General features: G+C 34.5%; 22 protein-coding genes, 2 pseudogenes and 1 riboswitch. Of the genes and pseudogenes, 11 read left to right on the top strand and 13 right to left on the bottom strand.

Annotation, left to right across the window (positions count from 1 at the left end; all coding sequences use genetic code 11):
• Positions 1-16: 16 nt before the first annotated feature.
• The 9 genes from ACXPAV_RS05990 to ACXPAV_RS06030 form a co-directional block, all read right to left on the bottom strand.
• Positions 17-1,135, bottom strand: a complete 1,119-nt coding sequence (locus ACXPAV_RS05990; RefSeq protein WP_018346543.1) for a polysaccharide pyruvyl transferase family protein — start codon at positions 1,133-1,135, stop codon at positions 17-19.
• Between the two features lie 32 nt (positions 1,136-1,167).
• Positions 1,168-2,229 (bottom strand): EpsG family protein, encoded by a 1,062-nt coding sequence (locus ACXPAV_RS05995; protein ID WP_018346544.1) that lies wholly within the window; start codon positions 2,227-2,229, stop codon positions 1,168-1,170.
• Positions 2,226-3,311 carry a glycosyltransferase gene (locus ACXPAV_RS06000; RefSeq protein ID WP_458004348.1) on the bottom strand — a complete coding sequence of 362 codons (1,086 nt, stop codon included), beginning with the start codon at positions 3,309-3,311 and terminating at the stop codon, positions 2,226-2,228. Before ACXPAV_RS06000 ends, ACXPAV_RS05995 begins: the two co-directional genes overlap by 4 nt.
• A gap of 3 nt (positions 3,312-3,314) precedes the next feature.
• On the bottom strand, positions 3,315-3,779 hold the full coding sequence (locus ACXPAV_RS06005; RefSeq protein ID WP_018346546.1) for an acyltransferase: 465 nt from the start codon (positions 3,777-3,779) through the stop codon (positions 3,315-3,317).
• Between the two features lie 5 nt (positions 3,780-3,784).
• Positions 3,785-4,615, bottom strand: coding sequence for a glycosyltransferase (locus ACXPAV_RS06010; RefSeq protein ID WP_052119439.1), 831 nt, complete (start codon positions 4,613-4,615; stop codon positions 3,785-3,787).
• Entirely contained in the window at positions 4,612-5,175 is a 564-nt protein-coding gene (locus ACXPAV_RS06015; protein ID WP_458004349.1) for a sugar transferase, read from the bottom strand. Before ACXPAV_RS06015 ends, ACXPAV_RS06010 begins: the two co-directional genes overlap by 4 nt.
• 124 nt (positions 5,176-5,299) lie before the next feature.
• Complete coding sequence (locus tag ACXPAV_RS06020) at positions 5,300-6,496, bottom strand: DegT/DnrJ/EryC1/StrS family aminotransferase (RefSeq protein WP_458004350.1); 1,197 nt, start codon at positions 6,494-6,496, stop codon at positions 5,300-5,302.
• A gap of 27 nt (positions 6,497-6,523) precedes the next feature.
• Positions 6,524-8,407 (bottom strand): polysaccharide biosynthesis protein, encoded by a 1,884-nt coding sequence (locus ACXPAV_RS06025; RefSeq protein ID WP_081964332.1) that lies wholly within the window; start codon positions 8,405-8,407, stop codon positions 6,524-6,526.
• A gap of 18 nt (positions 8,408-8,425) precedes the next feature.
• On the bottom strand, positions 8,426-9,562 hold the full coding sequence (locus tag ACXPAV_RS06030; protein WP_458004351.1) for an LPS O-antigen chain length determinant protein WzzB: 1,137 nt from the start codon (positions 9,560-9,562) through the stop codon (positions 8,426-8,428).
• Between the two features lie 427 nt (positions 9,563-9,989).
• Between ACXPAV_RS06030 and infA the strand changes: the two genes are divergently transcribed.
• The 4 genes and pseudogenes from infA (at position 9,990) to ACXPAV_RS06050 (ending at position 12,804) form a co-directional block, all read left to right on the top strand.
• Positions 9,990-10,208 (top strand): translation initiation factor IF-1, encoded by a 219-nt coding sequence (gene infA / locus ACXPAV_RS06035; protein ID WP_013746899.1) that lies wholly within the window; start codon positions 9,990-9,992, stop codon positions 10,206-10,208.
• 89 nt (positions 10,209-10,297) lie between these two features.
• On the top strand, positions 10,298-11,584 hold the full coding sequence (locus ACXPAV_RS06040; RefSeq protein ID WP_458004352.1) for an O-antigen ligase family protein: 1,287 nt from the start codon (positions 10,298-10,300) through the stop codon (positions 11,582-11,584).
• Between the two features lie 114 nt (positions 11,585-11,698).
• Positions 11,699-11,992 (top strand): annotated as a pseudogene (locus ACXPAV_RS06045) (HipA family kinase); the annotation flags it as partial.
• Entirely contained in the window at positions 11,989-12,804 is an 816-nt protein-coding gene (locus tag ACXPAV_RS06050) for a DUF3037 domain-containing protein (RefSeq protein WP_458004353.1), read from the top strand. The pseudogene ACXPAV_RS06045 and the gene ACXPAV_RS06050, both read left to right, overlap by 4 nt.
• Positions 12,805-12,997: 193 nt before the next feature.
• On the opposite strand, the gene apbC is transcribed toward ACXPAV_RS06050, so the two are convergent.
• Positions 12,998-14,116 carry an iron-sulfur cluster carrier protein ApbC gene (apbC, locus tag ACXPAV_RS06055; protein ID WP_039134454.1) on the bottom strand — a complete coding sequence of 373 codons (1,119 nt, stop codon included), beginning with the start codon at positions 14,114-14,116 and terminating at the stop codon, positions 12,998-13,000.
• A 201-nt stretch (positions 14,117-14,317) separates the two neighbouring features.
• Here apbC and metG point away from each other — a divergent pair, with 201 nt between their 5' ends.
• From metG to bioB, 6 genes are all read left to right on the top strand, one after another.
• On the top strand, positions 14,318-16,360 hold the full coding sequence (gene metG / locus ACXPAV_RS06060; RefSeq protein WP_458004354.1) for a methionine--tRNA ligase: 2,043 nt from the start codon (positions 14,318-14,320) through the stop codon (positions 16,358-16,360).
• Between the two features lie 80 nt (positions 16,361-16,440).
• On the top strand, positions 16,441-17,445 hold the full coding sequence (gene rsmC, locus ACXPAV_RS06065) for a 16S rRNA (guanine(1207)-N(2))-methyltransferase RsmC (RefSeq protein ID WP_458004355.1): 1,005 nt from the start codon (positions 16,441-16,443) through the stop codon (positions 17,443-17,445).
• Between the two features lie 69 nt (positions 17,446-17,514).
• Positions 17,515-17,614, top strand: a riboswitch (TPP riboswitch).
• A gap of 47 nt (positions 17,615-17,661) precedes the next feature.
• Complete coding sequence (thiB, locus tag ACXPAV_RS06070) at positions 17,662-18,657, top strand: thiamine ABC transporter substrate binding subunit (RefSeq protein WP_458004356.1); 996 nt, start codon at positions 17,662-17,664, stop codon at positions 18,655-18,657.
• Positions 18,633-20,255 (top strand): thiamine/thiamine pyrophosphate ABC transporter permease, encoded by a 1,623-nt coding sequence (gene thiP / locus ACXPAV_RS06075; protein ID WP_458004357.1) that lies wholly within the window; start codon positions 18,633-18,635, stop codon positions 20,253-20,255. The genes thiB and thiP overlap by 25 nt, the downstream gene beginning before the upstream one ends.
• Positions 20,242-20,904 (top strand): thiamine ABC transporter ATP-binding protein, encoded by a 663-nt coding sequence (gene thiQ / locus ACXPAV_RS06080; RefSeq protein ID WP_458004358.1) that lies wholly within the window; start codon positions 20,242-20,244, stop codon positions 20,902-20,904. The genes thiP and thiQ overlap by 14 nt, the downstream gene beginning before the upstream one ends.
• Before the next feature lie 39 nt (positions 20,905-20,943).
• Positions 20,944-21,954: a biotin synthase BioB gene (bioB, locus tag ACXPAV_RS06085; protein ID WP_039165820.1), complete on the top strand. Its 1,011-nt coding sequence runs from the start codon at positions 20,944-20,946 to the stop codon at positions 21,952-21,954.
• A gap of 138 nt (positions 21,955-22,092) precedes the next feature.
• Here the strand turns inward: bioB and ACXPAV_RS06090 are convergent, their stop codons facing one another.
• On the bottom strand, positions 22,093-23,181 hold the full coding sequence (locus tag ACXPAV_RS06090) for an ROK family protein (RefSeq protein ID WP_458004359.1): 1,089 nt from the start codon (positions 23,179-23,181) through the stop codon (positions 22,093-22,095).
• Between the two features lie 209 nt (positions 23,182-23,390).
• The gene (locus tag ACXPAV_RS06095; RefSeq protein ID WP_167333060.1) at positions 23,391-23,564 is read right to left on the bottom strand and encodes a hypothetical protein; all 174 of its coding nucleotides are present in this window, start codon (positions 23,562-23,564) and stop codon (positions 23,391-23,393) included.
• 61 nt (positions 23,565-23,625) lie between these two features.
• On the opposite strand from ACXPAV_RS06095, the pseudogene ACXPAV_RS06100 reads away from it, so the two are divergent.
• Positions 23,626-23,940 (top strand): annotated as a pseudogene (locus ACXPAV_RS06100) (YtfJ family protein).
• 43 nt (positions 23,941-23,983) lie between these two features.
• Here the strand turns inward: ACXPAV_RS06100 and malQ are convergent.
• Positions 23,984-26,056 carry a 4-alpha-glucanotransferase gene (gene malQ / locus ACXPAV_RS06105; protein WP_458004360.1) on the bottom strand — a complete coding sequence of 691 codons (2,073 nt, stop codon included), beginning with the start codon at positions 26,054-26,056 and terminating at the stop codon, positions 23,984-23,986.
• Positions 26,057-26,074 lie beyond the last annotated feature (18 nt).

Raw genomic sequence — 26,074 nt, forward strand, 5'->3', positions numbered from 1 at the left:
TAATACCCTAATAATTCTAATCTTCATCTATCAAATAAAAAAGTTTATCATAATATTCTTTTTTAAAGTAAGGAGTTATTTTTTCTAAACATTCATGCTTAATATCATGATTTTCAATAAATTTTCTACATTCCGATAAATTATCAAAAGATTTAATGTAATCTGGATATTTATCAATAAACCATTTTGCTCCTTCAGTAACTTTATGATCAATACTTTTTAATACTATAACTGGGGTTTTCGCTATTAGTGAAAATATAGTTCCGTGAAATCTATCAGTAATAATGAGTTCTTTGCTCGAAAACAATTGAATATATTTCTCCAATATATTTTCTCCACAAACCTCTCCTTTATTTAAAGTGGTATCCAACCATTCTATATTATTTGAATTTTCTATACTCAATAACATTTCTTTTATTTCTGTATTAGAAAATAATTTCTCACTATCTGATCTAATACATAATAAAATACCTTTTTTTATATCAGTAGTACCATGATATTTAGGAACATATGTACCGATTAAAGAAGTAACCACATCTGGATATAAAATAACTCTTATATTTTTAAACCATTTACTCGCCACATTATAACTCACTCTATCTCTCGCTAAAAAAATAATATTACCATGTTCATTATAAATATTTGCTGTTTTTAGTATTTCAGAATCATTAGAATATCTAACGGTCTGAGGAAAAAAAACAATCTTATTTTTCTTAAAATATGATACTATTTTTCTATGAACTATTTCATCATCATGCAGATCTGAAGATGTATAACCACTTTGAAATATAATCAAATCGGAATTACCAATATGATTTTTAAGTTCCTGAAAAAATCCACAATAATCATATCTTATTGGCGATGATGGAATTTCTACAATAGGAATATCAGAGTAGTTCTCTTTCAACAATTTTAAAATACAATAGTATTGAGCATAATCACCTAAATTATTATGAGTTGGAACACAAAAATACCATATTTTTTTTTGAGTTAAAGGATAATTCTGTAATAATTTTTTGTATCTAACTCCTATTCTTTTATTTTTATAAAAATTAATTATCGTATTAAAGTAAATATGAATATTTCTTGCCATGGAATAAATAACAGGATAATTTCTTAAAATCCTACGTATCATTAAAAAACCCTCTTCAATATTTTTAAATAAAATTAACAAAAACTATCTAAAACAAAGTGATAAGGATAAATACCTTTCCAATCTGGACGATATACAAATATAAATATTTGATATACAATTAAAACACTTATCAATAAAATAATTAACATCCTTTTATCTAATTTCAATTTAGAATAAATTAAACATAAATAAACAATAACAAAAGGATAAAGAAATAGAGAAAATCTATCTAACAAATTAAATTGTATTGCTGCAAAAGATATTAATACTTGACAATAAAAAAAACTATTAATCTTAAAAAGAAAAGTATCTTCATTAATTTTCTTACTATAACTTAACACATAAAGTCCTAGCAGAATCATAAAATTAAAAATACTAGCCAGTCTTAGTCCCACATATTTCGTATCCAAATAATGAGAATAGTATGAAAAAAAGGAAACAAATATATTTAAGAAATACGCACTTATACCTGCTACTACTAGAAGAAACACTTTGTGTTTAAAAATAAAATAAGTTTTTCTATTCACACCTAAAAGTATAAGAATAATTAAAGCTGAAGAAGAGTGAAATAATATAGCTAAAAAGGAAAAAAGAACAAATCTTAGTCTTTTATTTTCAAATAAGGCATCAATAACTAAATAAATAAAAGATAAAGCCAAACAAGCTCTCATAGTTGTAAACATAGCATAATAAAGCCCAAATACAAACCATAAGAATACCCAGTATGATCTTTTTGAATATTTATTATAGAAATAAATAGATGTAATAAAATAAAAAAGATTCACACAAAAAAGATATATAGTAAAATTTTCTGTCAAATATTTATAAGAAAAATAATTCCAAAACATAAACCCCACTTCAAATCTAGTAGAACTTAAATAATCAATAAATGTATTATAAGCTACTGACTGAAATAGTTCTAAATAATTTAATGTATCATTTCCAACATTAAAACTTCTTAAAGAGATAAAAAAGAAAGCAGAAATTAAGAAAATCTTTTTAAATAATAAAAGAATTAGTTTTAATTCCGGATACCTTGACCTATATAAAGTCAAACTTGATAAAAATAACAAAATATAATGTTCAATCATCATTTTTTAAATAGTTCCAAACTATATTTAATTTTCTCATATGATTCATATGCTATCTCTTCCCAATTATAATGCTGCTCCACATATCTCTTACATCTTTTAATATATCCTTCTCTATCTTTATTATAATCAATTAGTGCTTTTTTTATACAATTTGCAATGTTAAATGAATTTAAATCGGTAACCCAACCAAGATTATTTTCACTGACTTCTAATGAAACATTTGTTCCATAAGTTACTATACAAGGATTCCCATAAGACCAAGCTTCAAGAATTGTCATTGGAAAACCTTCATATCTTGAAGTTAAGATCATAGGGGCATTTTGCTCCAACAAATTATCTTTTTCTTGTCCTGAAATTGAACTATTCAAATATACTTTAATATAAGAAAATTTTTTAATAGCATCTTCAATATAACGAATAGCCTCATCTGTCCCTTTACCAAATAAACTAACTTCTAAATTATACTTTTCTTTATCTAAAATTTTTAATGCCTCTAAAAAATAATCCAAACCTTTATGATTTATATCATAGCGTCCAATAAAATAGATTTTATTTTTAATTTCTTTAGTTGTCTCAAGGGGGCTTTTAATTGTACTGATATCAATCCCATTTGGAATAATTATATCGTTCTTCGTTATAAAAATAGATTGTTTTTTTTCTTGATCGTTCAAAAAGACAAATCCTTTTGCTCCTTTTATTAATCGTTTAAATATAAAATGATTAGCAATCCATTTCTTAAACTGTGATTTTTTTAAAGCTTCTCTACCAAAAGAACCATGAGGTTCTATAAAATAAGGGATGTTTTTTTTATTTAGAACTTTAGAAACCCAATTATATTGAATGTAATAAAAGCTATGTATAATTACAGCATCTGGACGATTTTGAGTTAAATACTCTTCAAGTTGTTCTTTTTTTATATGTATAAAATACGGTGAGTCTATATCCTTAATATCAGATGTAAGAGATAAAACCTTTGATTGAACTCCTTGTATTCTATTCTGTGCAGATACTAATTTATTTAATACAACGGGAATTCCCCCTTCTAAACGTAAATGCGTTGCTGTAATATGTAATAAGTTCATTAGTCAAAAATCCAATTCTTTTATAAATCGAGCTGGATTACCTGCATACAAACTATTTGCACGATCTAAATCTTTAGTCACTACAGAGCCAGCACCTACAATAATATTATCTGCAATAGAAACCCCAGGAAGGATTGTAGAGTTTGCACAAATCCAAACATTTTTTCCAATTTTAATAGGAGCGCCTTTATGCTCTCTTAATAAATACTTATTTTTACTTGAAATATCATAACTTTCTGTTAACAAAACTACACCATAAGAAAGAGTTGTATTATCACCAATTTCAACACCATTAACTGCATGAATAAATACATTATCATTTAATCTAATTAAGTTTCCAAATTTTATCCGATGCCCATACAATATTCTAGGAACACCTCTTAAAATAACTTTAGCTTTTTTATATATAAAAAAATGTAGCATAAAGTGTACTAGAACTCTAATTTTCAAAATTATTCTATCTATCATAAGCCTTATCTACGCAAAATATATTGATACAGTATTTTCTGAATAAACTTAGGTAACAAATAAATAGTCGTTTGAGAACAAGCTATCAGAAAAAAATCCCCAAAAGAATTAAATCCTGATTTCCATGCTTTATATCTGATTTCAATTAAAATTTTTGTATTAATCCAAGATTTCCTTTTTTGATATGTTCCCTTATCAAAACGGAATCTAAATAAATCACCATCTAAATTTAAACATTCAGCATGATTTTGTAACATTCTAATCCATAAATCAGTATCTTGATTTTTCCTATAATCAGAATATCCACCTATTTTTTTAAGAAATGATTTTCTATACATTACAGTTGGATGATTAAAAGGATCTCTTCTTCTCGCAAATTGATAAATTTCATTATTTGTTAAAGGAACACTTCTTTTTCCAATAATATTATTAATATCATCAATAAATTCACTAACAGAACACCCTACAATATCCAACCTTTGATTTCTCATAAAAGCATCTAATTGTTTTTCACAACGTTGTGGCATAGAGTAATCATCAGCATCCATTCTTGCTATTAGCTCATTATGACAGTGTTCTATTCCTTCATTTAATGCCAACCCTAAGCCTTTATTAATTGGCAGCTGAATTTCATTAAAAATTATAGAATATTTTTCCTTACACTGATCTATTATATCTTGCAACGACTGAGGGATAGGTCCATCTTTAACAATCACAATTTCAGAGGGTGATATTGTTTGACGGCACATACTTTCTAAGCTCAACAAAAAATCCTGTGGCTTATCTTTTTTATACACTGTCATTAAAACACTATATTTAGGATATTCTTTTATCACTTAATCACCGCCAATACTGTTTTAATCATTGTAACTAGATCCCTACTAAATGAATAATTTCGTATACTTTCTAAATTCCATTTCATTTTTTCAGGAAGTACTTTTTCAATATATTCTTTATCTGCATTTTCTGCATTAGATAAGAGTCTGTCCTCATCTTTATATTCAATACTTGCCTCACTTGTTACGCCAGCTGGCAATAACAATGTTGCCATCATCTCATCCGTATATGCGTCAACATATTTTGGAACTTCTGGTCGAGTTCCTACAAAGCTCATTTCGCCTTTTAAAATATTGATAAGTTGCGGAATTTCATCTAAGCGTGTTTTTCTTAGCTTCTCACCCATAGCTGTAATTCTTTTATCATTATCTGTAGTTACTTGAGAACCTAATGCCTCAGCATTGGCCACCATTGTACGAAATTTATAGATTTTAAATTCTCTTCCGTATTGAGTAACTCGTGTTTGCTTAAAAAACACACCTCCAGGACTATCTTTATGAATCTTATAAGCAATATATAAAAACAAAGGAGATAGTAAAATCAGTAAAATTGCAGCCAAACATCGATCAAATATCACCTTGCACAATAAACTGAATCGCTTCGTTTTTAAGTAATCATAATATGTCTTCACAGACTCTGTTTTCATTCGTAAAGGCAAATTTTCCCAATCTCGCAAAATCATACTAATCACTCAAAATTTTCTTAAATTTTTCAATAATATAATCAACTTCCTCATTTGTTAGCTGAGTATGCAATGGTAATGTTATTTCATTACAATATTGATTATATGAATTAGGATAATCATTTATCGAAAATCCCATATTTTTATAAGCTGTATGCATTGGAAGTGGTTTATAGTGTACATTCGTAGCGATGCCTGCTTCTGCCATTTTTTCAATAAATCGATTGCGATAATGTTCGTCTTTCCCAATTAGGCGAACTAAAAACAAATGACCACAGCTCGTATAATCTTTTGTAAAATGAGGGAGAATCTCCACATTACATCCTTTTAGTCCTTCTATATATCTGCCAATAATTTCTTTACGTCTAGCTAATAATAATGGATAACGTTCAAATTGAGCTAAGCCAATCGCAGCACAAATGTCCGTCATATTACATTTATAATAGCAACCTTGAATATCATATTCCCAAGCACCCAATTTTGTTTTAGCTAATGCGTCTTTATTTTGTCCATGTAGAGATAAAAGTTGAAATTGATGATAAATAGCTTCATCATTAACACCATCAATACTTCGCCAAGTAGCATATCCTCCCTCTGCTGTTGTAAGGTTTTTTACTGCATGGAAAGAAAAACTGCTAAAATCTGCAATAGCTCCTGTCATTTGATCTCTCCATATAGAACCAAGAGAATGGGCACAATCAGCCACTACAGCTATACGTCCAATTTTCGCTTGTAAATCATTTGATGATTTAAAAAGCGATTTTTTACGTTCAACAATATCAAAAATCTTATCGTAATCACAAGGTACACCAGCTATATCAATAGGAATAATGACTTTAGTTTTTTCAGTAATCGCTTTTTCTAAAGCCTCATAATCCATTTGATACGAATTAGGTGCTGTATCCACGAGAACCAGTTTAGCTCCTATGTGAACAACTGGACTTGCACTTGCTGTATAAGTATATGCACAAGTGATAATCTCATCATCTTCTTTAATATCCAAAACTCTAAGAATCAATTCTAGGGCAGCTGTTGCCGAATTTAAACAAACGCCCCTTTTTGTTCCCATATATGACGCAAGTCTTTGCTCTAATGTTTTAGTACGAGGACCAGTTGTAATCCAACCACTTTTTAATGCTTCAATAACCTCATTGATTTCTAAATCTGTAATATCCGGAGGAGAAAAACTGATTTTCATTACTTTATCCTTTATTTTTATTATCTATTAATGCAATTTGCGATATACCATATCACAAATCTCCGTTGTCGGATTAAACCCTGTTGATGATTTCATTAATAATTCTCTAATCTCATCAATCTTATATTCTGCACATAGTTTATCCAATTGTTCTAAAATAACTGACAACTTATCCCATTCAATCATAATTTCTGTTGCTGACATTATTCTTGGATGTGTAGTGCCGTGAACATTTTCACCAATCAATAACTCTTCATATAATTTTTCACCCGGTCTTAATCCTGTTATTTGAATTTCAATATCCCCATCGGGATTTTTTTCATTTTTAACAGTCAACCCACTTAAATTCACCATTTTTACCGCTAGATCATAAATTTTGACTGGTTCTCCCATATCCAACACAAACACATCACCACCTTTTCCCATAGCACCTGCTTGAATCACTAACGAAGCTGCTTCAGGAATGGTCATAAAGAAACGAGTAATCCTTCGGTGCGTTAATGTGATTGGACCACCTTCACGAATCTGTTTATTGAATAATGGCACTACTGAACCTGATGAACCAAGCACATTACCAAAACGAACCATACAAAAACGAGTTGTATTCTGTTTACTAGCAAGAGCCTGCAACACTAATTCAGCCATTCGTTTAGTTGTTCCCATAATGTTAGTTGGGCGCACAGCCTTATCTGTAGAAATTAAAACAAATGTAGAAACTTTTGCTTCAATAGCTGCTTGAGCACAAGATAAAGTACCAAAAATATTATTACGAATACCTTCAACAACATTATACTCCACTAATGGAACGTGTTTATAAGCTGCAGCATGATATACTGTTTCCACTTGGAATGAACGCATAATAATATCTAAGCGATGTTTCCTTTGTACCGAACCTAATAACGGAACTAATTCAATTTTTTCTGTTCTAACATTATCATTTTGTAATAATTCTTGATGAATTTGATATAATGAAAATTCACTCAACTCAAACAAAACTAATTTTCTAGGTTGTTGCTTAACAATTTGACGGCATAATTCAGAACCAATTGATCCACCTGCACCGGTTACCATAACAACTTTATTTTTAATATCTTGATTCAATAAAGTGTCTATTGGTTTAACAATATCTCTTCCTAATAAGTCGGAAATCGAAATTTGATTTAAGCTAGTTAAATGTGCTTTACCACTAACAATATCTTCCATTCCCGGAACTGTTAGAATTTCGCACTTATATTTACTAATCCGATTAATAATCTTTTTACGTTGTGTCTGGCTTGCACTTGGCATTGCTAATAATATTTTTTTTACATTTCTGCTCTCAATTAATTTGTCTAATGATTTTGGATTATATACGGTAATACCGTGCATTACTGTTCTATGTAAATTTTTATTATCATCAACAAAACCAACCACTAAATAATTTGATGCTTGATTTAATGCTGTCAGCAACTGTCTTCCTGAACTTCCTGCCCCATAAATAATTACTCTTGTCTTATCATGACGATCATAACTCAACATTGCACGCCATAAAAAACGAGTACAAACAACAAAAATAGACAAGAAAACAAAGTATAAGAATAGAACTGTTCTTGGTAAATTAAATTGAAACGCAAATGTTACTAATAACAATGCTGCTGTTGATACCCCCGTACCAACAATAGCAACTTGCGTAAATTTAATGGTAATAAAACGAAGAACTGCACGATATAAACCTAAACGAATAAATGTCAAAATAGAGATTACACTGACACATAAAACAATATACCAGTTATCTGTTTTTATCACTTCTTCATGAAAATTAAGCCTAATTCCTAATGCTAAAAAATAGGAGCTAACAATAAAAAGAATATCAATGATTATTGAAATAACTCTTTTTACACTACGGTGTAGACTTAAAATATTATTCAGCATAATCTGTTCTCAACATTACTAATTTATTTCTTTTTTTCTTGAAATAAACGCACTTGTTACTAACACATAAATAATTGATAAAATAAGACCAATTAACATACCAGCTACTACAATTAACAATCTTTTCGGCTTATCTTTAACCACAGGATAATCCGGTGAAGAAAGATAAGTATAAGCATTTGTTTCCAATTTCCCTTCTTTAAATTTTTGAGCTAATGCTTCCAATTTCGTTATCTGTTCTTGAATCTGATAATATTTTGGTGGGTAAATGATATCGTTTTGTTTTATAGCACTAATCTGCGCACTAATATATTTTTCTCCTAAAATGAAGAGGTATGGATTATCTGATAGTGGAGATTCAGATAAAGGAATAGAGGTATCTGCTCTAATTATATTTAATAAATTATTCTCTACTTCACCAGATATTTTTGAATAATCTTTAATATCTGCCCGCTTTGCTGTATCCAAAGCTCGATGTAAATTTTCTAACTGTACATTGCGTTGAATATCGACATTTTGTTTAATTTGGTTAAGCTCAAAACGAAGATCAGTTAATTTTTCATTATAAGTAATTAGAAAAGACTTAAAATTGTAATCTAATGACTCTTGACTAATCTGCTTTATGAAGGCTTTTAATGTATCTTGAGCTAATGCTGGTGTTTCTGCGGAAAAACTCACTTGTACTCCTCCCCATAATGCTTTTGGATCTTTTTTCTCATCAGGTTTGGTAATAGTGATATTTTCTCGCGCTAATTTATTTAAAATGACTCGCTGCTGCTCTTTATCCTTACCGACACTTTCTAATTTGTACACTTCCGTTTGAGATAAGAAATTTTCTCTCTCATCCAATGAATAAAGTAATTGATTGAATTTTGAAAAAAGGCTATTAGATAAACTGTTTACATCAAAATCACTACCTAAAATACGAGCATATTCACGTCTGATAGTTAGATAGTTATTTAATGAAACAGCATTAGGAGCGATTACTTCTGCTTTTGATGTCCACTGTTCTTTAGCGGTAAAAGCATAAATTGCTGCTATCACCACACAGATGAAAGTTGTTGCAATAATGATAACTTTCTTTTTCCATAAGAGGGTAAGCAATTCAATCAGATCAATTTCATCTGATGAGTTTTGTTGTCGTTGATTTTCCATTTTGAACTATTCTCGATAAAAAATTTTTGCATATTGTAAAAGAAGTATGACGCCATTTCAATATATTCAAATTACTTAAAAAGTGTCTAGGGAGGGGGTAAATATAATTGTAAATCAACAATTTATAAAAGTTATCAAATTGTGTCGTGTCGTAATATCCTACTTTGGAAAAGTAGCGATTTTACTGGCAACAAATTGATTATTTTCAAGTTATTTAGTTAAAAATCGATTATTTGAGATTATTTTTTGTACAAAATAAATGGATATCAGCGACTTCTAGTCACAGGTTTAATTGCATTTCTCAATAACTCTCTCCAATTTTTAATGCATATATATTAAAAATATGTGTATAATTACGCCGTTTAAAGCGCTACTTTGGTAGCTTTTTGTTTGATTATCAATAAAGTTGTTAACTATTAGAGGAAACATGGCAAAAGAAGATAGTATTGAAATGCAAGGTACCATTTTGGAAACCTTACCAAACACAATGTTTCGTGTTGAATTGGAAAATGGGCATGTGGTAACTGCTCATATCTCCGGTAAAATGCGTAAAAACTATATTCGTATCCTTACCGGTGATAAAGTGACTGTTGAAATGACTCCTTATGACTTAAGCAAAGGTCGTATCGTTTTCCGTAGTCGTTGATCTCCATACTCCCCTTGTTTTAAATGGCAAGGGGGGGGGGGAAGATAACTGCTCTTAATTAAATTTTATATATTTTTGAAGATATTATTATGTTTAATCCCCCTACTTTTCACCGTTCTATTTCATTTTTTTTAAATTTATCTGTTGCTTACTTTTTTATTGCTCTTGTTATTATTCCTAAAGCATATGGTACAGGTGTTGTTCTGGCTACTGTAGGTTTATTACTTTTTATTTTTTATGCTTTTAGAGCCAGAGAAAAATGCTTCCTTGATTCAAGCTGCTATGCTTTTGTTGTTGCTTTTTGTTTTTACTTTTTTATCTATTTACTTGATGTGTTAATTCACCAAGATTCCACTAAAATTCTTGATGGCCCAAGCCGAGCATTAACTTTTTTATTTGTCTTTTATTTGTTTAAAAATTATCCGATTAAATTACAGTTATTGTTATATGTTATTCCTTTAGGCGGAATAATTTCAGGATTATTCTCTTTTTATCAGGTTAATATCTTACATTATAATAGAGCTTTCCAATTTTCATATCAAATGCCTATCCAATTCGGTGATATTTCTATGTCATTAGGTATGTTCTGTGCTGCTATATTTTTTTATAGTTGGAATAAGAAATTAAATTTTTTAAGCATTTTATGTGTAACAGGCATAATTGGAGGAGTCATAGGAAGCCTTTTCAGTCTATCTCGTGGAGGTTGGCTACTCTCGCCATTTATTCTTTTAATCTTATTATACTTAAATAGAACCATCTTTTCTAAAAAAGCAATTATAGGATGTATTCTAACTTTTCTTGTGGCATTTAGTTTAATTATTTCAATGAATACTCCTATAAAATCACGAATAGAAATTGTTTATCAACAAATAACCAATATTTTGTCAAATCGTCAGTTATCTAACTTACCAAATGACGGTTCTGTATCTCCTAGATTAGAACTTTGGAAGGCTGGACTATTAGCTATTCAAGAAAAACCTCTCTTTGGATGGGGAGATAAAGGGGCTGATACCAAGCGAACACAACAAGCAAAACAAGGTATTATAAGTGAGCACGATGGACAATATGGACACTCCCATAATCAATTTCTCAATGATACTTTAGAAAGAGGTGTTATCGGATTATTATCCCTTCTTGCTGTATTTTTATTTCCACTATGGCAATTCTTTAAAGCTTATCGAGAAAATAAAGATAATTTAGAAGTTAGATTATTAGCAACACTTGGTATGATTCACATCACTTCAGTAATGTCTTACGGGTTAACACAAGTCTTTTTTGCACATAATTCAGGCAATATGTTCTATTTCTTTTTAACTGTCTTATTTTATGCGATGTTATTAGAATATAAAAAGCAAACCATGTATTTAAATAAATAATGACACTAAAATTAGTGTTAAAACCAAAATTTAGATTTTCTTAAACAAGAGATTATATCAATGAGGAAAATTTCTTTCATTCAAGAAAGAACTGATATGGAGGAACAGCAATAGAAAATACTCGTAATAGATCATAATCTTGCTTTTGACGAAGAAATTTCTGCATTCGATGAGCATATTTTTGCTCCTAAAAATAGAATGTGGAGATTAGATTTTGTTGATCAACAGCTATTTACAGATAGAGCTATTGACATTCTAAAGGACTTTAATCATATTTATAAACTCATACCTGATGACTGGTTTCCAGTAGATGAAGAAGAATTTAAAAAAATTGATAATTATATTAATAAGATACATACACTACTAAACCGCATAACTAACAAAGATTACTGGAGCAACATCGAATGAAACAACCAATTTTATATAGTTTTGTGAGGTTTCGACCTTACTTTGAAACAGGTGAATTCGTTAATGTTGGCTTACTGATGTGTGAACCTGAAAAACAAAAACTGAGCTATCAACTTGTTGCTAAAAATGATAAGCGTGTGAACGATTTTTTTTATCGTAGTAATATATTTAATAGCATAAGAGATACCATAAATGAGGAATTACAACATATTACCTCTCAAGTATTCAATTTAACTCCACAAGAAATGGCAACTTTCTTTCATCATTATGTTGATGTTAAGGAAGGTATTGTGCAATACTGCAATGCAGCAGTTGGTCTAGTTGATGATCCACAAGCCTATTTTAATAATTTATATACTAAATATATTCATTTATCTGGCATTAAATCCGATAATCAAGAAACAATTATGGTGAAACACTTCAAAGCGATTTTTAAAGCTGAAAATGATGCTATTCTGTCGAATTACAAACAACATTCAGTAAAAGGAGAATTAGCCAAATTCATCCTTCCGCTTGCTTTAAAAAATAAAGATCAGAAAGAAATCTTAAAAGCGGTTAAACCATTAGCTTTTGATCAGGATGAAAGCCCGAATATGATTGAGCATTGTGATAATTGGATATCTAAAATCAATCGAGCAGATGAAGAGGGTTTATTGAAAAAAGAAAATATCCTCTTTGCATTGGATACTGCTGACACAGCTAATAAAATCAATGTGATTGACACTATTAAACGGACTTTTGATAAGTTCAATATCAACCATATTAATCGAACCGAAGAAAATACTTTATTAGCTTTTGCTAAAAATATCTAACCTAACCGCCTCGTAGGTTTTCTTTTTCGATTCGCTGTCAAAATATGTTTATCCAATCAACATATTAACGAAATATGTTTAAAATTCTTAATTTTTTAAACATATCCTGATAGAAAGCATAAAAAACAGCTTTATATCAAAGATATAAAGCTATTTAAAATCTGTTCTAAAAAATTTTGTCAATTTAGCAATGCTATTTCACTTCTCGAATCATAATTTCTGCCGGGATGGTTTCACCTTGCCAATAAAGTTCAGCAGCAACATTTTGTGCTAAATCTAAAAAGGCTTTGCTGATTTCATCATTAGGCGCGGCAATCACAGTCGGTTTGCCCTGATCCAAATCCTCGCGTAAACGGATATGTAGTGGCAATTGTCCCAACAATTTGATGTTGTAGCGTTTAGCAATTTTTTCTGCACCGCCAGTGCCAAAAATCGCTTCGTGATGACCGCAATTTGCACAAATATGAACGCTCATATTTTCCACAACGCCCAATACTGGCACAGAAACTCGGTTAAACATCGTGATACCTTTAATCGCATCCAATAATGCAATATCCTGCGGTGTAGTAACTACAATCGCACCAGTTACCGGAATTTGTTGTGACAATGTCAATTGAATATCACCTGTTCCCGGTGGCATATCGATCACAAGATAATCCAAATCCGTCCACCAGGTTTCATTCAATAATTGGCTCAAAGCACTGCTTGCCATTGGTCCGCGCCAGATAGTTGCACTATCCGCATCCATTAAATAGCCTATTGAGTTAGATTGCAAACCGTGTGCCACAATCGGTGTCATATGTTGATTATCCGGCGAAGTAGGGCGTTGCTCTTCAGCCCCCAACATATAAGGGATGGATGGGCCATAAATATCAGCATCTAAAATACCTACTTTCGCACCTTGTGCTTGTAATGCTAATGCCAAATTAACCGCAGTTGTCGATTTTCCTACTCCACCTTTACCAGAACTCACCGCAATAATGTTTTTCACTCCGTTTACTGCCGGTTGATTGTTAGCTCTTTTTAAAGTAGCGATTTGATAATTAAGATTCCATTCAGTTGATGCAACCTTCGCCAACCGTGCCAACGATTCACTTAATGATGCTTTCAAATCGGCAAAACCGCTATTCCAAGCAAATGGCATTGTTAACTCAATTTGCAATTTGTTGTTTTCACAACTAATTTTTTTCACTGCTTTTAGTGTCAGCAGATCTTTTTGTAAGGTAGGATGTTGAAATTGTTCTAATTTGTCGGCAATTTGTTGCACAACATTTTCATCAAGATGAGTATAAGTAAAATTAAGACTACGCATTTATCTGTCCTTAAATTAGGTAGTGTTTAAATTAGCTCGTCTATTTAACCACGACCACAAGCAACTGTTAAGTAAAATCAATCGAAAACAGCGCTAATACATATTTGGTAGTAGTAGTTAAACTGGAAAATAGACTGTCAATAGAGTAACATTAGCGGTTATTTTCACAATTAAAAAACGAATTAATCAAAAGGAAAAATTATGTCCAGTCGCCGTCAAATATTAGTTACTTGTGCCTTGCCTTATGCAAACGGTCCAATCCATTTAGGTCATATGCTTGAACATATTCAAGCCGACATTTGGGTACGTTTTCAACGGATGCGCGGTAATGAAATTTATTTCGTCTGTGCAGACGATGCTCACGGTACACCTATTATGTTGAAAGCGGATCAAATGGGTATCTCGCCAGAACAATTGATTGCAGATGTGCAACAACAACATATTTCTTCATTTTCCGGGTTTAATATCAGTTATGATAATTACTACTCTACTCATAGTCCGGAAAACCAAGAATTATCCTGCACAATTTATAACAAATTGAAACAAAACGGCTTTATCAAGAGCAAGACTATTTCTCAACTTTATGATCCAGAAAAAGGAATGTTCCTACCGGATCGATTTGTGAAAGGTACTTGCCCAAAATGTAAAGCTGAAGATCAATATGGTGATAACTGTGAAGTCTGTTCCGCTACTTACAGCCCAACAGAGTTGATTAATCCTCGTTCTGTCGTTTCCGGCGCAACTCCGATCCTGAAAGAGTCCGAACACTTCTTCTTTGATTTACCGTCATTTGAATCTATGTTGAAAGACTGGATTAAATCTGGCACGTTGCAGACCGAAGTTTCCAATAAAATGATGGAATGGTTTGAATCTGGTTTACAGCAGTGGGATATTTCTCGTGATGCGCCTTATTTCGGTTTTGAAATTCCAAACCAACCTGGTAAATATTTCTATGTCTGGTTAGATGCCCCTATTGGTTATATGGCATCTTTCAAAAATTTATGTAATCGTAAAAATATTGATTTCGACCATTTCTGGCAACAAAACAGCAACACCGAACTTTATCATTTTATTGGTAAAGATATTGTCTATTTCCACAGTCTATTCTGGCCGGCAATGCTTGAAGGTGCAGGTTACCGCAAACCGAATAATATTTTTGTACACGGTTATGTCACAGTAAACGGTGAAAAAATGTCTAAATCCCGTGGTACTTTCATTCAAGCAAAAAACTATCTTGAATATCTTGATCCTGAATGTTTACGTTATTACTATGCAGCAAAATTAAGTGGTCGTATTGATGATTTAGATTTAAATTTGGAAGATTTTGTACAACGTGTGAACAGCGATATTGTCAATAAATTGGTTAATCTTGCTAGCCGTAATGCAGGATTTATTCAAAAGCGTTTCGATGGAAAATTAGCAGATCGCCTACACGATCAAGCCTTATGGCAAGAATTCAGCCAACAGGCAGAACAAATTGCTCAACATTACGAAAATCGTGAATACAACAAAGCAATTCGTGAAATTATGACTTTATGCGATAAAGCCAATAAATATGTGGATGAAACCGCACCTTGGATAATTGCAAAAGATGAAACTCGCCAGCAGGAATTGCACGAGGTCTGCTCAATGGGTATTCAAATGTTTCGTATATTAATGGGCTATTTAAAACCGGTATTGCCGAAATTGGCGGAGCGTGCAGAAGCCTTTTTGCACGATGAATTGCGTTGGGAAACCTTAACTTCACCATTATTGGCACACGAAATTGCGCCGTTCAAAGCATTATTTAGTCGTTTAGAAATGAAACAAATTGAAGCTTTGATCGATGCATCGAAAGCAGAAAATGCTCAATTTACAACCCAAACAGCGCCGGCAAAAATAAGTGAAACAGACAGTGAAATTGAGCCATTTGAAAAAACTATTACTATTGATGATTTTGCTAAATTGGATTTACGTGTGGCAAAAGTATTGAAATGTGAAGCCGTGCCAGAAAGTAAAAAATTATTGAAGTTCACACTTGATTTAGGTGTTGAAACTCGTCAGGTTTTTTCAGGTATCAAAGCAGCTTACAACAAACCGGAAGAATTAGAGGGGAGAATGGTGATTATGGTTGCCAATCTTGCGCCTCGTAAAATGAAATTCGGACTTTCTGAAGGAATGATTTTATCTGCCGGTAGTGGTGGTGCAGATCTGTTCCTACTTGATGTCGATAACGGTGCTAAAGCTGGTTATCGTGTCAAATAAAACCATCATAAATAGCGATGGGGCTTCTATTAGCTCCATCTTTCTTTTTATTCAATCAATTCACTTTCTAAGAAAAAACAATGTCACTCACACCCGAAAGCCAATTATTACAACGCCACCTTAATCTGTTTGAAAATGAAACTTTACTTTTTCTCGGTAATATACAGGATGATTTTCCATCACAATGTCGTATCTTAGCCAAACGGATTAATGTAGTCAGTTATTACTTTGATTATGTATGTCACGCTAAAAATCCTACTGAATTTACGCTTGAAGCTGATTATCAAGAAGCATCGCTCATCGTTTTTTACTGGGGTAAAAACAAACAGGAATGTCTGTTCCAATTAACGCAAATTTTGTCGCAAGCCCCTGTCGGGCAAAAAATGTTGTTGGTGGGAGAAAATCGAGGCGGTGTCCGCTCTGCGGAAAAGTTCTGTGGTGAATTGGGCGATATTCATAAAATTGATTCCGCACGCCGTTGCAGTCTTTACTATTTTGAATTACAGAAGCCGGTGCAATTTGCATTATCCGATTGGTGGAAACAATATTCGCTGCCTCAATTGCCGCAATTAACCATTTATGCACTACCGGGGGTCTTTAGCTCCGGTGAACTGGATCAAGGCACAGATTTATTGCTTTCCACCTTGCAACAGCCTATACAAGGGAAAGTGCTGGATGTCGGTTGCGGCGCAGGTGTAATCGGTGCTTATTTGAAATTCCATTCACCTCAAATAGATCTGACAATGAGCGATATTCACGCAATGGCGCTTGCCTCGGCAACGCAAACGTTGCAACAAAATCAACTGCAAGGTACGGTTATCGCTAGTGATGTTTTTTCACAAATTAATGACAAATTCGATTTAATTATCTCCAATCCGCCGTTCCATTCAGGTTTAAATACTACTTATCAAGCAGTAGAAACCTTAATCACTGAAGCCAAACAACATTTAAATCGTGGCGGAGAATTAAGAATTGTAGCTAATGCATTTCTGCCTTATCCGGATCTGCTTGATCGCAGTTTCGGCTCACATCAGGTTCTTGCGAAAACTGGAAAATTTAAGGTTTATAGTGTAAAAAATGCTTAAATGACGGTATCTTTCATAAACTTTTCACAATTTCATTGTCTAAATCGCTACAATTTCGTATAGTAATTGCCGTTCTCAACGGGGTGCATTACTAAAAGTAAGGCTGAGATAATACCCGTCGAACCTGAACTGATTAGTCGCAGCGGAGGGATTTGAGAAGCAGCTTGCTATTCAAAATCCTGTTTGCATTTATCAATAATGAAATAGGAATTCACTATGTTAAAAAAAACACTTTTCCTCAGTGTATTGACCGTTAGTACCATTTCTTTCACCAATGCTGAAACCTTAACCGTTTATACTTATGATTCTTTTGCTTCCGATTGGGGGCCTGCACCAAAATTAGAACCTATTTTCGAAAAACAGTGTGGATGTGATCTCAAATTCATCCCATTTGAAGATAGTGTCACAATGTTTAATCGGTTACGTTTAGAAGGTAAAAAAAGCAAAGCCGATGTTGTGTTAGGTTTAGATCAAAGCTTGATTGAAGCTGCGGATCAATCACAGCTATTTGCCAAAACTGACATCAGTTTAAACAATCTCCACTTACCACTAAAATGGGAAAATCAAACCTATATTCCTTATGATTTCGGTAGTTTCGCCTTTATTTATGACAAAACAAAACTCAGCAATCCTCCAAAAAGCCTAAAAGAATTGATTGAACGTCAGGATTTACGCATTATCTATCAAGATCCGCGCACCAGTTCTGTCGGTCGTGGCTTATTACTTTGGGTCAATCAGGTTTATCCGCAAGATCAAGTAGAACAAGCGTGGCAACAACTGGCAAAGCACACCGTCACTGTCGGCAAAGGTTGGACTGAAACTTACGGTGCCTTTTTGAAAGGAGAAAGCGATTTAGTATTGAGCTACCGTAGTTCACCACTCTATCATCAACTAAATGAACAGAAACAAAACTATGCTGCAACAGAATTCAGCGAAGGCAATATTTTACAAATCGAAATTGCAGCAAAATTAAAAGCAAGTAAACAAACGAAATTAGCAGATCAATTTTTACAATTTTTAATCTCACCGGAAACACAAAATATCATCAGCAAAAGTAATGTGATGTTTGCTGTTACCGATGCAGCGATTGAACCACATTATGATCAGTTGCGTCATCGAGTGCTATCTGAAAAAACTATTGATACTTCAAATATCAGCCATCAACAAACCAAGCAATGGCTTGCTGTATGGCAAAATGCGTTGGCAAAATAATGCGTTATATTGAAATAAAACGGCAACTTTTTCTGTTGCCGGGTTTAGTCATATTATTACTGCTCGCCATTATTTATGGCGGCAGCTTACAACAATTACTACAACATAGTCGCTTCTCACAATGGCTAAATTTACTGCAAAACGATTACCTGCAACAAGTTATCTTTTTCAGTTTTTATCAAGCCGGATTATCCGCTACTTTCTCACTATTTTTCGGTATTATTGTTGCCAGATCACTGTTTTATCTAGATTTTTTTGCCAAAACCTTTCTATTAAAAATTTTCTCGCTGACCTATGTGTTACCGGCACTGGTTGCTATTTTCGGTATTGTCGGTATTTACGGTTTCAATGGTTGGATTAATCAATTTCTTCGTCTATTCGGGCAGCAACTTCCCGATATTTACGGTTTAAGCGGTATTCTAATCGCCCATCTTTTTTTCAATATTCCGTTAGCGGCAAAAGTGTTATATCAACGCTTGCAACAGTTGCCTGCTTCACAATTCAAATTGGCGGCGCAACTGAATTTACGTCATTGGCGTTTTTTCCGTTGGGTAGAAATGCCATTTTTGCGTCCAACCTGTTTTAATCTGTTCGGACTTATTTTTTTGCTCTGCTTCACTAGTTTCACTATTGTTCTAACGTTAGGAGGTGGTCCGAAATATACCACGTTGGAAGTTGCAATTTATCAAGCAATCACTTTTGATTTTGATATTGAAACCGCAGCATTATTAGCTATTTTACAATTTTTATTCTGCTTCACACTATTTAGCATTAACAACCGTTTTGGTCGTTATCAGCAAAGTGAAACTTCACTTCAACCACGCTGTTTACCGAATTTAAACCGTTATCAACGTTGCTATCACTACTTTATTTTAACCACAGCGACACTTTTCATTGTTGCTCCGCTACTGGAAACGCTATTTGCTGGATTAAATGCCCGTCATTTATGGCAACAGTTGTTACATCCAGAATTATGGCAAGCTATTGCTTTTTCACTCTTGTTAGCACCCACTGCGGCACTACTTTGTCTGATACTAACAATTTCTCTTCTGCTGACTACCCGCCATCTCTATTGGCTCGGCAAACAGCAAAGTAGTCAATGGATGTTAAATATCGGCACAATTATTTTAGCTATCCCAACCTTAGTGTTAGCAACAGGATTATTTCTCTTTCTTGCAGAAATGGAAAGCAACACAATATCGTTGTTTATTTTAGTCGCTCTTTGCAATGCTTTAGTAGCAATGCCATTCGCATTACAGTTACTAACAGCGCCTTTTTATAGCAATATGTTGAACTATCAGCGACTCTGTTTATCATTAAATCTTCGTGGTTGGCAACGTTGGAAAATTGTTGAAAAGGCAACGTTAATTCGCCCATTACGCTCTGCATTTGCTTTAGCAATGGCAATTTCATTAGGCGATTTTACTGCTATCGCACTTTTCGGCAATAATGGTTTCACTTCATTACCACTACTGCTTTATCGACAATTAGGTCATTACCAAAACGATGCTGCCGCTGTCACCGCAATGGTGTTATTGCTGTTTTATTTTTTCATTTTTTTATTTACGGAACAAAATCGACCCAATGATTACACTTAAACAAGTGCATTACACTTATCCACCAATGCCGATGTATTTTGATTTACAACTTGCCCAATCTGAAAAAGTTGCCCTTATTGGTGCCAGTGGTGCTGGTAAATCTACCCTACTCAATCTTATTGCCGGTTTTGAATATGCGGAATCAGGAGAAATCTGGCTTAACGGTGAAAATCACACTTTCACTGAACCTTATCAACGCCCAGTATCAATGTTGTTTCAGGATAATAATCTATTTAATCATCTCACCGTTGCCGAAAATATCGCTTTAGGTTTAAAACCAAGTCTTTCGTTGAATAAAACAGAGCAAAAACAAGTCACTGATGTTGCCGAGCAAGTAGGGCTAGAACATTATTTAGCAAGACTGCCGCAACAACTTTCCGGTGGTCAAAGACAACGCGTTGCCCTTGCTAGAACCTTATTACGTAATCGTCCAATCTTATTGCTAGACGAACCTTTTTCTGCGCTTGATCCTGAATTACGACAAGAAATGTTGCAACTGGTTGATAAAATCTGCTGTCAAAAACAGTTATGTCTATTATTGGTCACCCATCAACTTGGCGAGGTAATTAACATTATGCAACGCGTTATTCGAATTGATAATGGCAGAATAACTGAAAATTATTTGGTGCAACACCACAATAATCGTTAGAATACAGAACTTTGTTACAAAAATGATAAGGACAGGAATATGACAACAACAACGATTGAGCTATCTTCACTCACCCCACATCCAAGTGTGGAATATTGGTCAGTATGCAAAGTGGAAGCGCTTTTTGAAACTCCATTTCTTGATTTAATCTACCGTGCCGCACAAGTTCATCGTGAAAATTTCAATCCACAAACCATTCAGCTGTCAACACTGATGTCTATTAAAACTGGCGGTTGTCCGGAAGATTGTGGGTACTGTCCTCAATCCGCCCGTTACCAAACCGGTGTGCAAAAAGAAGAACTTTTAGATATTGAAGATATTGTGGCAAAAGCCAAAATTGCTAAAGAACGAGGTGCAGGGCGCTTCTGTATGGGCGCAGCGTGGCGAGGGCCTAAACCAAAAGATATTGAAAAAGTCTCCGCTATTATTAAAGCAGTGAAAGAACTCGGACTAGAAACTTGTGGCACATTCGGTTTATTACAAGATGGAATGGCAGAACAGCTTAAAGAAGCTGGGTTAGATTATTACAACCATAATATTGATACTGCTCCGGAACATTACAAAGAGGTCATTAGCACTCGCCGTTTTGATGATCGCATCAATACTCTCGGCAAAGTACGCAAAGCTGGCTTGAAAGTATGCTGTGGCGGTATTGTTGGAATGAATGAGACTCGTAAAGAACGTGCTGGTTTGATTGCTAGTTTAGCTAATCTTGATCCACAACCAGAATCTGTCCCAATAAATCAGTTAGTTAAAGTGGAAGGCACACCAATGATGGAAGCGGAAGAATTGGATTGGACAGAATTTGTACGTACTGTTGCCGTTGCTCGCATCACAATGCCGAACAGCTATGTGCGACTTTCCGCCGGTCGTCATAAAATGCCGGAAGCAATGCAAGCACTCTGTTTTATGGCTGGTGCAAACTCCATTTTCTATGGTGACAAATTATTGGTAACTGGTAATAACGAAGAAGATCACGATCAAATGTTAATGGCCAAATTGGATTTAGTACCGGAAACATTAGAGAATAAGTTAACTTCTGAGGGATAATTTCTATTTAAAGAAATCTTATTTTTATGACCCCAATTACCTTTTGGTAATTGGGTTTAATTTATTGTTTTATTTCTTAGCATCATAGTTAAAATAGTATATAAATACTTATTCAGATACATTAATAGAGTAAATCCGTCATTGCAAAAAATGATAAATAGGAACGATGGCGGCGGCGATAGAAATATCTTCAAACTTCATTTTGGAAGCACAGAGTTGAGCGGAAGTGCGGTGTAAATTTTGCATTGTTTTTGTGTGTTTTACATAGTCAATCAACTGGTTGATTAATGGCGGTGGCAACATTCCTGTGAGGACGATAACACGGGGATCGAGCCACGCAATGGCAGACAGCATAAGGGAATGGATTTGCTCTTGGCTGTGTGCGAGCCATTTTTGCACTTGAGGATTTTCCATTAAATTTCCTTGCAACTGCGACTCGCCGAGTTCGTCTTGCAAATATTTCCAGCTTGGGCGAGGGGCATCATAAGGGAACAATAAGCCCACTTCACCAGCATTACCGAAACCGCCGCGAATTAATTTGCCTTGCGAGATAATGCCCGCCCCAATACCAAAATCAAGGCTGATCACCACCATATCTTCAATATCATTCCATAAACCTGAATAATATTCCCCTAAGGCAACAGTGTTGATGTTATTTTCGATGTAGCAAGGATAGCCCAGTTTTTCGCTGAATACGTTGGCTAAGTTAGGGATATTTTGTAATAACGGAAACCAAGGGGACGAAATGGATTGATCGGCCAATAGGTAGCCAGAAAGAGAAAAACCGATGCCGAGAATTTTTGCTTCAGCGAGAAATTTTTTGTCTAAAAGTTGCTGAAGTGCGGTGCGAATTTGTTGGCATAATTCATCAAATTGCACGCTATTGTGGTAAACATAGCGTTCATTGGCAATTTTATTGCCAATAAAATCCACGATTGCGAGCTGAAATGAGTTATCTGAAAAGGTGATACCAATCGAGCAACAAGCATTGGGATTTAAAGTTAAATGAAAAGAGGGCGTTCCCCGTTTTTTTACCATTTTCTCCGTTTCTTTAATTAAGCCGAGAAACAGCAGTTTGCGGCAATATTGCGTTACTGCCCCAGGGGTTAAACCCGATAATGCGCTTAATTCCTTGCGTGAGGGGGAATATTGGCGAATGAGCCGTAGTAACAGTTTTTCGCTGGCTTTGAGATTAAAAATCGCATTGTCTTTTTTGCTTTCAGTCATTTTTTGATCACGCCTCGTTCACGGTTTGCGATGGTTCGGGAGTACGGCTTCACATTATACAAAAGCGAAGCCGTGATCGGCTATAGGTAAAGTGCGGTGTTATTTTAAGGCATTTTTTACCGCGTTATAAAAATCGTCCATTTTACATAAGCCCTGTGCATTGGTTGGGCAATCTTCAAGCTGTAAGGTTATACGATTTGGCGGATTTGTTAAAGAGAGTTTTGTGCCGTTGTTTGATTAATATATTCGGCTTTAGTGAAAATCAGGTTTTGTTTGTAGATTGTGATAAGTTGAATACGATCATATAACATCCATTTATATTTAAAACTTCTAAACCAACGCCCCATCGGCACATTATCCCAACAATTTCCTCGACGACTCATACTTTGTATCAAGCGTGTTGTTTTACACATTGCAGCAAAAGAGAAAATCAGCCGTTAATGGATGCAATTAAAACTCAACATTTCAAAAGGTTACATTCAAATCACCAACATCATTAACGCCGATGACGCCATTTGCGGCACAAGTGCTTTTGTGCGAAGCTGAACCGAAAAGACGAAAAAAGAAAATGCGTATAGCTAAATTTTGCTGGATAATCAAAGTGCGGTAAAAAATGCGTGGAAATTAAAAGAGAAAGAAAGTTTGATCGTAGTGTTGGATAAAAACGGCAAAGTGAAGTTTGTTCACGAGGGGAAACTTTCTTCTGCACAGATTGATGAAGTATTGAGTTTAGTCAACAGTCTGTTGAAAAATCAGTAATCATTTTGAAAAAATAGCCGATTAATCGGCTATTTTCATAGAGTTAATGCGGTTTTCGGCAAGTATTTATTTTCTGTAAAAGTTGCTGAACTTCAGGATCATTAAAAATTTCTGTAACATTCTGGCTTAGTCGTCTTCGCCAGTTAGGATATTGAGTGCTTGTTCCCGGAATATTGACGGGTTCAGACATATTTAACCAATCCTCAGGCTGAAGCCCTAGCAAGGCACTGTTTACCTTGCCGACATAGGTTTGCAGTTGATGATTAAATTTTTTACTAATTGGAGAGGATAAATCTTTTGGTAGATCAGGCTCAACGCCCACCTCTATTAGACGAGCTAAAATTTTTGCTTTAGCTTCCTGACGTTGTTGTTGCAATATCGCCAAAATTTTTTCATTTGGATAAATGCCATAGCGCTGTCCAAGCTCAAAATCATAGCCTCGCCAATAACCATCAATGGTTGGCAAATCGTGCGTACTTAAGGTTGTCATTGCCTGATAAGGATAATCGGCTAAATCTCGGCTTTTTCCTTGTTCGTCAAACTCAAAATAAAACACTTTATAAGATAAAATCCCCGCGTTTTTGAGTTTACTCACGATGGCTTTCGGAACTGTGCCCAGATCTTCCCCGATAATAAGCGCTTTGTGGCGATGACTTTCTAGGGCAAGAATGGCGATCAGATCATCAACAGGATAACGAATATATGCCCCATCTTGTGCCTGGCCATTCTTAGGAATCCACCACAGTCGTAGCAGTGACATAATATGATCGATACGTAATGCACCACAGTGGTTCAAATTGGCTCGCACTAGATCAATAAAGGGTTGATAGGCTCGCTGCTGCAAAATATGAGGATTGATCGGCGATAAGCCCCAGTTTTGCCCTTGTGGAGCTAAAATATCAGGCGGTGCACCAATGCTGGCTTTTAAGCAATAAAGTTGCTTATCACACCAAGTTTCTGCGCCTTGATCGGAAACGCCAACAGCAAGATCACGATAAAGCCCAATCGGCATTTTTAAGGTTTTGCAGAGTTCATTACATTCTTTGAGCTGAGTTTCCGCAATAAATTGTAACCAAGCATAAAAGCGAATATCCGCTTGATGGGTTTCCTGAAAGCGTGCTACCGCTTCGCTATGATAATCCTGATATTGCGTAGCCCAATAATTCCACCCCCATTGTTCAGGGAATTGCTCACTGAGATGTTGATGAAGTGCATCAAAAGTGGCTTGAATAATGAGGCTTTCCCCTTTTTGTTGGAGGAATTGCTCAAAATTAGCTTGGCGAGCAGAATTTGCCTGTTGTTGGAAAAAAGAGAAAGCAAGTCGTAGCCCTTCGAGTTTTAATGCCATTACTTCTGTGTAATGAATATGGCTTGCCGTGCGTAATTTTTCTAAAGTTTGTTGAATTTGTGGCTGCTGAAACCATTGCCGTGCTGGCTGGCTTTGCTGAAATTCAGGCAATGTATTGAGATCAATATAAAGAATATTGAGCCATCTTCTTGATGATGGGCTATAAGGGCTAGCACTTTCAGGGTTAGCAGGAAAAAGAGCGTGAATGGGGTTTAGCCCAACGAAATCCGCCCCTGTCGCCGCAATGTGGCGTAGAAATTGTTTGAGATCGCCAAAATCGCCAATGCCCCAATTATGCTCAGATTTCAAGCTATATAATTGAATAAATGATCCCCATAGCTTTTTACTTTGTTCCATTTCTGGTGGTTGATAACAGCGTTTTGGGGCAATGATCAAGCGGCAAGCATAGCTTTTCGTCCCGACCGTTAAGGTTAAATTGTGATAGCCCAACGGCAGATGACGAGGAAAACGCAGGGTATTGCGTTTTACTTTCCCTTTGATTTCCCCTTGTTGATTCTCCAGTTGAAGCCGCCAATCTCCTTGCACGTTATGCTTGAGATCCGTGCGATGGAGCTTTAAAAAGTGCGGTGTGTTTTCATAAAGGATTTTTACTGGTGGCAACATCGCTGAATATGTCCCCGTATTTCCCGCAAATGCCTTAAATAAACGCTGCTGGGTTTGCAGGCTGGCAACTTTTTTTAGCCCTCGTTCATCGTAAAAATAAGGCAGTATGCCTGCTTGCTGAAATCGCTTGGTTGATCTGTTCATTGTGCTAACCTCTGTCTT

Source organism: Gallibacterium sp. ZY190522, from assembly GCF_054166015.1.

Coding starts and splice junctions, on each gene's coding strand:
- ACXPAV_RS06050 (WP_458004353.1), top strand. CDS start 11,989: ATGAAACAACCAATTTTATATAGTTTTGTGAGGTTTCGACCTTACTTT.
- ACXPAV_RS06020 (WP_458004350.1), bottom strand. CDS start 6,496: ATGAAAATCAGTTTTTCTCCTCCGGATATTACAGATTTAGAAATCAAT.
- thiQ (WP_458004358.1), top strand. CDS start 20,242: ATGATTACACTTAAACAAGTGCATTACACTTATCCACCAATGCCGATG.
- ACXPAV_RS05990 (WP_018346543.1), bottom strand. CDS start 1,135: ATGATACGTAGGATTTTAAGAAATTATCCTGTTATTTATTCCATGGCA.
- ACXPAV_RS06005 (WP_018346546.1), bottom strand. CDS start 3,779: ATGATAGATAGAATAATTTTGAAAATTAGAGTTCTAGTACACTTTATG.
- ACXPAV_RS06095 (WP_167333060.1), bottom strand. CDS start 23,564: ATGAGTCGTCGAGGAAATTGTTGGGATAATGTGCCGATGGGGCGTTGG.
- infA (WP_013746899.1), top strand. CDS start 9,990: ATGGCAAAAGAAGATAGTATTGAAATGCAAGGTACCATTTTGGAAACC.
- ACXPAV_RS06025 (WP_081964332.1), bottom strand. CDS start 8,407: ATGCTGAATAATATTTTAAGTCTACACCGTAGTGTAAAAAGAGTTATT.
- ACXPAV_RS06090 (WP_458004359.1), bottom strand. CDS start 23,181: ATGACTGAAAGCAAAAAAGACAATGCGATTTTTAATCTCAAAGCCAGC.
- apbC (WP_039134454.1), bottom strand. CDS start 14,116: ATGCGTAGTCTTAATTTTACTTATACTCATCTTGATGAAAATGTTGTG.
- thiB (WP_458004356.1), top strand. CDS start 17,662: ATGTTAAAAAAAACACTTTTCCTCAGTGTATTGACCGTTAGTACCATT.
- ACXPAV_RS06040 (WP_458004352.1), top strand. CDS start 10,298: ATGTTTAATCCCCCTACTTTTCACCGTTCTATTTCATTTTTTTTAAAT.
- rsmC (WP_458004355.1), top strand. CDS start 16,441: ATGTCACTCACACCCGAAAGCCAATTATTACAACGCCACCTTAATCTG.
- bioB (WP_039165820.1), top strand. CDS start 20,944: ATGACAACAACAACGATTGAGCTATCTTCACTCACCCCACATCCAAGT.
- metG (WP_458004354.1), top strand. CDS start 14,318: ATGTCCAGTCGCCGTCAAATATTAGTTACTTGTGCCTTGCCTTATGCA.
- ACXPAV_RS05995 (WP_018346544.1), bottom strand. CDS start 2,229: ATGATGATTGAACATTATATTTTGTTATTTTTATCAAGTTTGACTTTA.
- ACXPAV_RS06030 (WP_458004351.1), bottom strand. CDS start 9,562: ATGGAAAATCAACGACAACAAAACTCATCAGATGAAATTGATCTGATT.
- ACXPAV_RS06000 (WP_458004348.1), bottom strand. CDS start 3,311: ATGAACTTATTACATATTACAGCAACGCATTTACGTTTAGAAGGGGGA.
- thiP (WP_458004357.1), top strand. CDS start 18,633: ATGGCAAAATGCGTTGGCAAAATAATGCGTTATATTGAAATAAAACGG.
- malQ (WP_458004360.1), bottom strand. CDS start 26,056: ATGAACAGATCAACCAAGCGATTTCAGCAAGCAGGCATACTGCCTTAT.